The organism is Butyrivibrio sp. AE3009 (assembly GCF_000420845.1).
GTDB lineage: Bacteria > Bacillota > Clostridia > Lachnospirales > Lachnospiraceae > Butyrivibrio.
In genome coordinates this window covers 85,599-94,350 of sequence record NZ_ATVS01000015.1, presented here as the reverse complement: position 1 = coordinate 94,350, position 8,752 = coordinate 85,599, and the positions used below count along the sequence as shown (strand labels likewise).

The window sequence follows — 8,752 nt, the reverse complement described above, 5'->3', positions numbered from 1 at the left end:
GGTATACGTAAGCCACTAATGTATTGAGCATGCTAACTAATTCGTTAAACATTGAGAAATCTAGAATGGTATATAGAATGCAATTTTAGGTATACATAACCGCTAATGTACTGGGCATGCTAACTAATTTGTTAAACATGAGGATTTAAAAATCACTTCGTATACTCATCGTATATTGCTACATGATCGTAGATGCATCTCCATGAACTATAAGCATCTGCAGTTACGCATATATAGTGAGTTCCGTCATTAGATATCTGATAGCTGGCGCCACAGCAACCTGACTGATTAACAAATCCGGTCTTGGCACCTATAACTTCTCCATGCGTATCTTTGTCTTCAATTCTACGAAGAAACCAGTTTGATATAAGTATTCCTTCAGGATGCTCGGTTGTTGCTGAAGTTGTATATTTCCTTGCATTCAATACTTCATGACAAAGCTTGTTTTCTTCAGCGGCTTTGAGAATCATTGCCATATCAGTAAGTGTACAATAATGGTCTTCGTTATATATTCCGACACAATTGGTGAAATGCGCGGTATCTGAGATTCCAAGCTCTTCCAGCTTATCATTCATCATGGCAACAAATTCTTCCTGTGAGCCGGCTATATATTCTGCAAGACACATTGCAGCATCTGCACCGGAAGGGAGGATTGTGCCATAGAGCATATCTCTTACTGTAACCTTCTCTCCTACTGAAAAACCAACCTGGCTACAGTCTTTGCTGAATACGAAATCTCCGATTTCCTGTGTCATTTCATAGGTATCGTCAAGATCTTCAATATGCTCAGCAGCTACAAGTAATGTAAGAATCTTGGTCATGGATGCGGGATTAATACGAACATCGCCGTCTCTGGAAGCTACTACCTTGCCTTCATCGAGATTGATAAGTACCGCGTTTTTGCTGATTACTTCTTCACTTCCGAGATAAGCTATCGAATCCGCTGAGGGCTCATATCCTTCAAAAAAGCTCTGGGCATCCTCAGATTTTTCGAGAAAAGGATTGATATTCTCCGGTTCTGAAGAGTCAGTATCATCAATGATTGTCTCAACAACAGTTATTTCTGCTGTTGCTTCTTCTGTTGGATTTTCTGCTGCTTCTGCTTCCACAGGGGATTTGCTGGTGAGCTTACTGATAATTAGGAAGACAGTAAAAATTAGAGCAAGTACACCTGCTCCAAGAAGACTTAAGTGAAATATGATTTCTTTTTTTCTGCGAGATTTATATTCTGATACGGTCAGACGCTGACCGTCTTTTTTTCTGTAATTTGCTTTTTTCTCCAAAACTTTCTCCACCCAATAGAAATAATACTTATAAATATTATCATTTAACATAAAGCCCCATCAAGTGGCATTTTTACTTAAATTTTGGCTTGTTCATGGTATAATTAGACTATGCAAAACAAAATTGGAAATGATGAAAAATATTATAACGAACAGGACAAGCTCAACACTATCAGAATGAGGGAAGTGCTCGATACTCTTCCACATTTTTGCAGGCAGTTCTTCAGGGGAATTGAGACTACAACATCTGCAAGAACAAGACTTGGTTATGCTTATGATCTCAGGACATTTTTTGAGTATCTTCATAGTAAGAATCCGGCTCTAAAGAATATGGCTATTACCGAGTATAAACTTGATATTCTTGACATGATCGAGCGCGAAGACATTGAGGAATACCAGGAATATCTATCCTTGTATGAGAAGAAAGACAAAGAGATAACCAATGCCGAGCAGGGGAAGAAGAGAAAAATGTCAGCTCTTCGATGCCTATACACATATTTCTACAAGGCGGAACTCATTCAGCGTAATACAGCGGAACTTGTGAAGATGCCAAAGCTTCATGAAAACGAGATCATAAGACTCGAACCGGATGAAGTAGCAACTCTCCTTGATCAGGTTGAAGCCGGCGATAAGCTTACCAAGGGTCAGCTTAAATATCATGAGAAGACAAAGTTAAGAGATGTGGCGTTGCTTACTCTTCTGCTTGGAACAGGAATACGAGTATCAGAATGCGTCGGTATTGATATTGATGATATCGATTTTAAAACCAACGGAATCCGTATTCACAGAAAAGGTGGATATAATACAACCGTGTATTTTCCTGATGAAGTAAGAACGGCTTTGATCAATTATCTGGAAGACAGAAAGCTTAAGATTCCTGAAGAAGGTAGTGAAAATGCATTGTTCTTGTCAATGCAGAATAAGAGAATCACTGTTAGAGCTGTTGAGAATCTAGTGAAGAAATACTCTCGGAATGTAACTACTCTTAAAAAGATAACGCCGCATAAACTGAGAAGTACCTTTGGCACTAATCTCTATAAAGAATCCGGCGATATATACCTTGTTGCAGATGTACTCGGTCACAAAGATGTAAATACGACCAGAAAGCATTATGCTGCTCAGGATGATGAAAATAGGCGAAGAGCCGCGAACATGGTTAAACTAAGAGAAAAATGACAAAAAAGAAGAGGATGTCCTCTTCTTTTTATTTTGCGCTCTTGTATATAGATTTGAACATATTGCGATCCATTATGAACATATCATGTGGATCATCTCTATTTACGCAGATATAATCACCCTTTTCACCAACCATGTACTTCTCTTCATCCCAATATGGGAAAACTTTGGTGGTCTTTTTGAGCTTCCTTGCATAGATATTATTCTCACCGGAAGTAAGACAGGCCTTAGCAACTGGCATAAGAGCAAAGGTCTTACCATTATCTGCATTCTTGATTGTGGGCTGATAATCGGCGATGTCCAAAACAAATTTCTTACGTGTCGTGGAATAGCTGCTTTTAAACTTTTCTTCGGAAATGGCGGATACATGACCGTAGATGTTAATGATCAAGACGGTATTATCCTTGATCTCTACGTTAATATCACCTCCGATAGTTCTGACTATGGCCATGGAACCGGGTTGAATAAATTCTTGTGGTCGTACATAGCCCACGATAATAGGAGGTGTGGTGTATTGACTCATCTTGGATGTATCTAGTGTAGTATTGATAGCATAGATAATATCAGCGTTCTCAAAATAATCCGACATCCTCTCTCGGATGATATTGCTGATGGAATGTCTGGCAGAGTCATCATCTATCTCTGTATAATCAGAATAATGCTTGATGATAAGTTCGTTTTTGAGAAGACCGCCGGATTTCTCGGTATGTCCCCCTCCTGAACCAATATTTCTGGCAATATATGAAGCCAACTCATCAGCACGAGTCTCCTTGGAACAGCTCCTTATAGAGAACTTAACTCCAAAGGACAGTACACTGTACACTAGGCAAACATCTATTGAATCGACCGCTACAATGAAGTCGCCGATAAGGCCAAGTATATTGGGATCACAGGGCTCACTCCTTAGAATCGCGTATCGCTGGTCCTTATGATACTCAACACCAAGCATGGCGACACCGGCAATTCTGGCTTCCTTAAGAGTAAGATTCATATTCTTGAGCTTAAGAATAAGGCTCTTATCATAAGGCAAAGTATCTATCATATCTCGGTCAAGAGGGTGAGATACCTCGGAAAAAGCATTGGTATCCGAATAAAGACCATAATAAAGCGCAGTACCAACAGCTGTATCGATGAAGTATTCCTCATCTTCTATTTTCAGAAGATTCCAAATTACTGAGCAGCAACTTCCAAGATTACTTCTGACCTCGTTCTCTTTAGGTAGTTTGCCGGTAACCTGGTGATGATCAATGACGGCTACATTCTCAGCCTTGAATTTCTTGACATTACCCTCTCCGTATTGGCAGTCAGTAAGTAAGAGAAGCTCAGGCCTAATCTTAAGAGTCTCTACATACTCGATTGGGATCTTGAGTTCGTTGATCAAATAAACAAGATTGCTCTTGGTAATCTCAAAGTTACCTGAATAGATAAGACGCACGCTCTTTTTGTGCTTTTCAAAAAACCTATACAAAACATACCCCGAGCAGATTGCATCTGCATCAGGGTTGTCATGACATTGAATCGTTATATCGTTATATTTAAGTAAACTGGAAAGCTTCATAAAAACACCTCTTCTTGCATTATATAACATGAAGAGGTATTTGTTGTGAAAAAAGTAATATTTTTCAATATTTTATCTGAATTCTGTAGAATAATAAGGAATGATGAGGTCTTCACCGGCATTAACGATACTGTCAGACTGGAGCTTATTGATGTTGTTGATCTCTCTGATGTACTCATTAATGGACTTGTACTGAGTGCTATCGAAGTTATCATTAGCAATGGACCAGACTGATTCACCGGAATGGATTGTAACTGTCTTGTAATATTTATAATTTGTTACATGATCTTCACCTTCAGCACCTGAAAGAATGGTTGTAAAGGAAAAGCATAATGTAAAAATAATTATTGCAATAATTGTACCTAATGCAAAATATTGTCTTCTGACAATGCGCTGACGTCTGACCTGATTACGTCTGATTCTCTCTTCGCTCTCGCTGAAATATCTGGGATTATTGTATAAAGATGCTGCTACTCTCATTGCCTCACTCATATTCTCACCTCAGCCGGTATCGGCTACTTTCAACAAACATGTGTACGGAACAACTGTTCTAAAATAATATTATCGAACATACTTTTGTTTGTCAACAAAAATCGAACAAATATTCCGAACAAATTTTCCGAACAGATATTTGCTTTTGCGTAAATGCTGTGATATACTAATAAAAACGATTATTAAGGAGGTTTTCATGGAAAAAGGGAGCATATCTAAGAAACAACAGGAAATTTTAGACTACATAAAAGAACAAACTCTCGTAAGAGGATTCCCTCCTGCGGTTAGGGATATCTGTAAGGCTGTTAATCTCAAGTCAACATCTTCTGTTCATTCACATCTTGAGACATTGGAGAAGAACGGATATATCAGAAGGGATCCTACCAAGCCCAGAGCAATCGAGATCTGCGACGATGGTTTCAATATGGTAAGAACAGAGATTGTCAGCATTCCCGTTATAGGACAGGTGGCTGCCGGTACTCCTATTCTTGCTGAGGAGAACATTGATTCATATATTCCTATTCCTGCCAGCATGTGCCCTAAGGGATCAGATGCCTTTATTCTTAATGTTAAGGGTGATTCTATGATCAATGCAGGAATTTTTAACGGCGATAAGATTTTTGTTCAGCAGTGCAACACAGCCAAGAACGGCGATCAGGTTGTAGCTCTTATTGATGATTCAGCCACAGTCAAGACCTTCTACAAAGAAGATGGTCATATAAGACTTCAGCCGGAGAATGATACCATGGATCCTATCATTGTAGAGGATTGTCAGATACTTGGTAAAGTATTCGGTATCATGAGATTCTATTGATTATTCATATAAATATAGATTTTTCCATATAAAAAAGCAGGGCTCATTCGAGCTCTGCTTTTTCAATGGACTTACCGTCTCTCCATATTCTCTCAAGATCATAGAATAATCTGTTCTCTCTGTCGAAGACATGTACAATGATATCGCCGAAGTCAAGAAGAACCCAGCTTCCGGTATCATAGCCTTCAACATTCTTGGTCATATGACCAGCTCTTCCAAGTACTTCCTGGACGCTGTCGGCCATAGCCTGAACCTGATTTACGTTAGTTCCGCTGGCAATGATAAAATAATCTGCAAGAGTTGAGATCGTACTGATATCAATAACTTTGATATCTTCGCCCTTTCTGTCTTCAAGAGCATCAATTGCCATTAGTGCCATCTTTTTAGATACTGCTAAATCTGCCATATTTACCTCGTTATTTATAAAACTTTTTGTAGTACAGATAGGCATTCATTGTTGCCTCATCGCACTCTTTACCAATAGTTTGCAAGTACAGAACAGAATCGTGAAGTATGTGTGCAAGACATCTGTCTATGTCTGTGAAGGCCTCTTTACGAATCTCATCCATGCCTTCAAGAGGCCTTCTGTTGGGCTCTATAAAATCTGCGATATAAATGATCTTCTCAAGAAGGGACATATCTTCTTTGCCTGTCGTATGCCATCTGATTGCTTCCAGAATTTCAGGATCATAAATATCATATTTTGCTCTGGCAAGATACATTCCAGCTTTTGCATGGAGCAAAGAGTGATTGCGTCTCTCAACTTCTGTAATCTCGATTTTGTTCTTTTCACAGATCTTGACCTGTTCTTCGTGAGACATGCATTTAGCACAGTCATGGAGCATTCCGGCTATCAGAGCTTTCTCAACATCTGCACCGAATACGAATGCTATACTGGCTGCTGTATATGCCACTCCCAAAGTGTGGTCAAATCTGTCAGGCTTTAACTCTTTTTCGAGCTCTTTACGAAGCTTCTGGGAAATCTCAAGTATTCTCATTTGTACAATCCTTTGATACACATAAATTCAATGCATTCATTAGGCATCATGTACCTTACGGAGCGGCCTTTAACAACTCTCTCTCTGATATCTGTTGAGGAGATATCAATTCGGTTAAAGGTCATCAGACGAATATCCGCATTATACATTTTCTTGAGTTCTCTTCTCTTCCTGTCAAGAGACGGAAGATCATCTTCTTCTCTTACTGCTGCGAGAATAATGCAGGATGTGAGTAGATCCTTTGCTTTGTACCAAGTGTCGATTCCGATAACAGAATCTGCGCCCAAAATAAGATAGAGTTCGTCCCCGGGATACATAAGTTTCAAATCCTGAATTGTATCAATTGTATAGCATCCCTCCGGCTTGTCTATTTCAAGCCTTGAGCATGTGAAGTACGGGTTGTCGCTGATGGCCATTTTAACCATCTGATATCTTATATCTCCACTTGTGACTTTAGCTCTGTTTTTTAAATGAGCAAGATTGTTGGGGATAAAAATTACACGGTCAAGATCAAATTGTTCTCTTGCCGATTCTCCAAGCAGCAAATGACCGTTATGTATCGGGTCAAATGTTCCTCCTAATATACCAATTCTTCTGCATTCCATAATTAAGCCTCCTCTGGTATAGTCAGATGTTGCCACGTGTTATTTAATATTTTAGTTCTTCTTGGATGCCTTGGGTAAAATGATCTTAGGATCATCCTTAAAAGGTTTGTATAGTACGAATCGTCTTCCGATTACCTGTACCAGCTCAGATCTGGTTCTCTCAGAAACAGTAACTGCAACGTCCTTAACATCTTCTACACAGTTCTTGAGTACTGTGATCTTAACCAGCTCATGTGTATTGAATGTCTCTTCAATAGCGCTTGTTATTTCAGGAGTAACAGTTGCTTTTCCAATCTGGAATACAGGCTCAAGGTCTGATGCAAGGCTCTTTAAATAAGCTCTCTGTTTACTTGTAAGTGTCATAAATCCTCATCCTCTTCTTCATAATCGCCGTCATCAAACACCGGTTGGGTATCTGCGTTACGATAGTATTCAAATTTGAAGCCATACATTCTGACAGTATCACCTTCATGAATGTGGAGCTTCTCGAGTTCATCAAGAATTCCGTTGTCTGCAAGGAATTTCTGGAAGAATGCGAATCCTTTTTCAGATTCAAGATTGGTATAACCAAGCATCTTCTCAATCTTAGGTCCTTCAATAACATATTCGGACTCGTCCTTATCGTAGAATACTTCGAAGGCTTCATCGGCACTTCTAAGTGCCTCTTCAGGGAAGTATTCCTGTTCAAATACGATAGGCTTCTCCTGAATCTCTGAAAGCGTCCTACTTACATAGTATAACAGTTCCTTAACACCTTTTCCAGTTAGGGTAGAGATTGCAAAGACCTTAACGCCAAGAGGTTCGTACTTGTCTCTGATCTTCTGAATTATCGCTGCATCCTCACCTTCGGGAAGCATATCTATCTTGTTAGCGGCTATAACCTGTGGTTTCTTGGTTATATCTGCGTTGTAGCCTGCAAGCTCGTTATTGATGAGTTCAATATCCTCAAGAGGATTTCTTCCCTCTGTTGAAGCTGCGTCCACAACATGTATCATCATTCTGGTTCTCTCGATATGACGAAGGAACTCATGACCAAGTCCTGCTCCTTCTGAGGCACCCTCGATAAGTCCGGGAATATCGGCTACAACGAAGCCTCTTGCGTCATCAAGATCTACAACACCAAGCATAGGTGAAAGGGTTGTGAAATGATAGTTTGCTATCTTGGGCTTGGCATTGGATACCTTAGAAAGGAAGGTTGACTTACCTACATTGGGGAATCCAACAAGACCTACGTCTGCTATAACCTTAAGCTCAAGAAGAACTTCAAGCTCAAGGGAAGGCTGACCCGGCTGAGCATATTTGGGAGCCTGCATGGTGGAGGTTGCATAATGCATGTTTCCGTTTCCGCCTTTGCCGCCCTTAAGGATAACCATTTCTTTGTTATCACGACTCATATCGGCAATTACCTTGCCGCTCTCAGCTTCTTTTATAACAGTTCCTTCCGGAACCTTGATAATGAGATCGCTGCCGTTTTTACCATGGCAACGTCTCTTGTTTCCATCCTGACCGTTTTCGGCTTTGTATTTGCCGCCGTAGTGGAAGTCTGCGAGAGTATTAAGGCCTTCGTCTACCTTGAAGATGATATCTCCGCCCTTTCCTCCGTCTCCGCCATCAGGGCCGCCGTTTGCCACAAATTTTTCTCTTCTGAAGGAGATGTGGCCATCTCCGCCTTTTCCGCTCTGAATAAATATTTTAGCTTTATCTACAAATACAGGCATGTCTAAATCCTCTTATGAAGTCTTACGGGTATCATTAATATAATAACAAATTCTATTTCAAAAAATAAGGCTTCAAACTATTGGTAAGTTTGAAGCCCGATTAAATAC

Annotated in this window: 10 protein-coding genes; 2 read left to right on the top strand and 8 right to left on the bottom strand. The window is 39.9% G+C overall.

The genetic code is table 11. The annotated features are described in order from the left end of the window. Positions 1–152: 152 nt before the first annotated feature. The gene (locus G588_RS19815) at positions 153–1,283 is read right to left on the bottom strand and encodes a D-alanyl-D-alanine carboxypeptidase family protein (RefSeq protein WP_196804969.1); all 1,131 of its coding nucleotides are present in this window, start codon (positions 1,281–1,283) and stop codon (positions 153–155) included. A gap of 111 nt (positions 1,284–1,394) precedes the next feature. Between G588_RS19815 and G588_RS0109865 the strand changes: the two genes are divergently transcribed. Continuing rightward, positions 1,395–2,459: a tyrosine-type recombinase/integrase gene (locus tag G588_RS0109865; protein ID WP_022778574.1), complete on the top strand. Its 1,065-nt coding sequence runs from the start codon at positions 1,395–1,397 to the stop codon at positions 2,457–2,459. A 28-nt stretch (positions 2,460–2,487) separates the two neighbouring features. Here the strand turns inward: G588_RS0109865 and G588_RS0109860 are convergent, their stop codons facing one another. Beyond that, positions 2,488–4,017 carry a DHH family phosphoesterase gene (locus G588_RS0109860; RefSeq protein WP_022778573.1) on the bottom strand — a complete coding sequence of 510 codons (1,530 nt, stop codon included), beginning with the start codon at positions 4,015–4,017 and terminating at the stop codon, positions 2,488–2,490. A 72-nt stretch (positions 4,018–4,089) separates the two neighbouring features. Next, a complete protein-coding gene (locus G588_RS0109855) occupies positions 4,090–4,509 on the bottom strand; it encodes a LysM peptidoglycan-binding domain-containing protein (protein ID WP_022778572.1) in 420 nt (139 codons plus the stop codon). A gap of 196 nt (positions 4,510–4,705) precedes the next feature. On the opposite strand from G588_RS0109855, the gene lexA reads away from it, so the two are divergent. Continuing rightward, positions 4,706–5,323 (top strand): transcriptional repressor LexA, encoded by a 618-nt coding sequence (gene lexA, locus G588_RS0109850; RefSeq protein WP_022778571.1) that lies wholly within the window; start codon positions 4,706–4,708, stop codon positions 5,321–5,323. A 43-nt stretch (positions 5,324–5,366) separates the two neighbouring features. Here lexA and rsfS read toward each other — a convergent pair whose 3' ends face one another. Genes rsfS through obgE form a run of 5 tightly spaced genes read right to left on the bottom strand, consistent with a single transcriptional unit; the run spans position 5,367 to position 8,644 of the window. Beyond that, positions 5,367–5,729 carry a ribosome silencing factor gene (rsfS, locus tag G588_RS0109845; RefSeq protein ID WP_026668696.1) on the bottom strand — a complete coding sequence of 121 codons (363 nt, stop codon included), beginning with the start codon at positions 5,727–5,729 and terminating at the stop codon, positions 5,367–5,369. 10 nt (positions 5,730–5,739) lie between these two features. Then, positions 5,740–6,321, bottom strand: coding sequence for a bis(5'-nucleosyl)-tetraphosphatase (symmetrical) YqeK (gene yqeK / locus G588_RS0109840; protein ID WP_022778569.1), 582 nt, complete (start codon positions 6,319–6,321; stop codon positions 5,740–5,742). After that, positions 6,318–6,926, bottom strand: a complete 609-nt coding sequence (gene nadD, locus G588_RS0109835; RefSeq protein WP_022778568.1) for a nicotinate-nucleotide adenylyltransferase — start codon at positions 6,924–6,926, stop codon at positions 6,318–6,320. The genes yqeK and nadD overlap by 4 nt, the downstream gene beginning before the upstream one ends. A gap of 51 nt (positions 6,927–6,977) precedes the next feature. After that, positions 6,978–7,289: a ribosome assembly RNA-binding protein YhbY gene (gene yhbY / locus G588_RS0109830; protein ID WP_022778567.1), complete on the bottom strand. Its 312-nt coding sequence runs from the start codon at positions 7,287–7,289 to the stop codon at positions 6,978–6,980. Continuing rightward, the gene (obgE, locus tag G588_RS19810) at positions 7,286–8,644 is read right to left on the bottom strand and encodes a GTPase ObgE (RefSeq protein WP_022778566.1); all 1,359 of its coding nucleotides are present in this window, start codon (positions 8,642–8,644) and stop codon (positions 7,286–7,288) included. The genes yhbY and obgE overlap by 4 nt, the downstream gene beginning before the upstream one ends. Between the last annotated feature and the right edge of the window lie 108 nt (positions 8,645–8,752).

What these genes read in the sequence shown, in the direction of transcription:
- G588_RS0109860 (WP_022778573.1), bottom strand. Translation starts at nt 4,017, where the DNA reads ATGAAGCTTTCCAGTTTACTTAAATATAACGATATAACGATTCAATGT.
- G588_RS0109865 (WP_022778574.1), top strand. Translation starts at nt 1,395, where the DNA reads ATGCAAAACAAAATTGGAAATGATGAAAAATATTATAACGAACAGGAC.
- yqeK (WP_022778569.1), bottom strand. Translation starts at nt 6,321, where the DNA reads ATGAGAATACTTGAGATTTCCCAGAAGCTTCGTAAAGAGCTCGAAAAA.
- rsfS (WP_026668696.1), bottom strand. Translation starts at nt 5,729, where the DNA reads ATGGCAGATTTAGCAGTATCTAAAAAGATGGCACTAATGGCAATTGAT.
- obgE (WP_022778566.1), bottom strand. Translation starts at nt 8,644, where the DNA reads ATGCCTGTATTTGTAGATAAAGCTAAAATATTTATTCAGAGCGGAAAA.
- yhbY (WP_022778567.1), bottom strand. Translation starts at nt 7,289, where the DNA reads ATGACACTTACAAGTAAACAGAGAGCTTATTTAAAGAGCCTTGCATCA.
- lexA (WP_022778571.1), top strand. Translation starts at nt 4,706, where the DNA reads ATGGAAAAAGGGAGCATATCTAAGAAACAACAGGAAATTTTAGACTAC.
- G588_RS0109855 (WP_022778572.1), bottom strand. Translation starts at nt 4,509, where the DNA reads ATGAGTGAGGCAATGAGAGTAGCAGCATCTTTATACAATAATCCCAGA.
- nadD (WP_022778568.1), bottom strand. Translation starts at nt 6,926, where the DNA reads ATGGAATGCAGAAGAATTGGTATATTAGGAGGAACATTTGACCCGATA.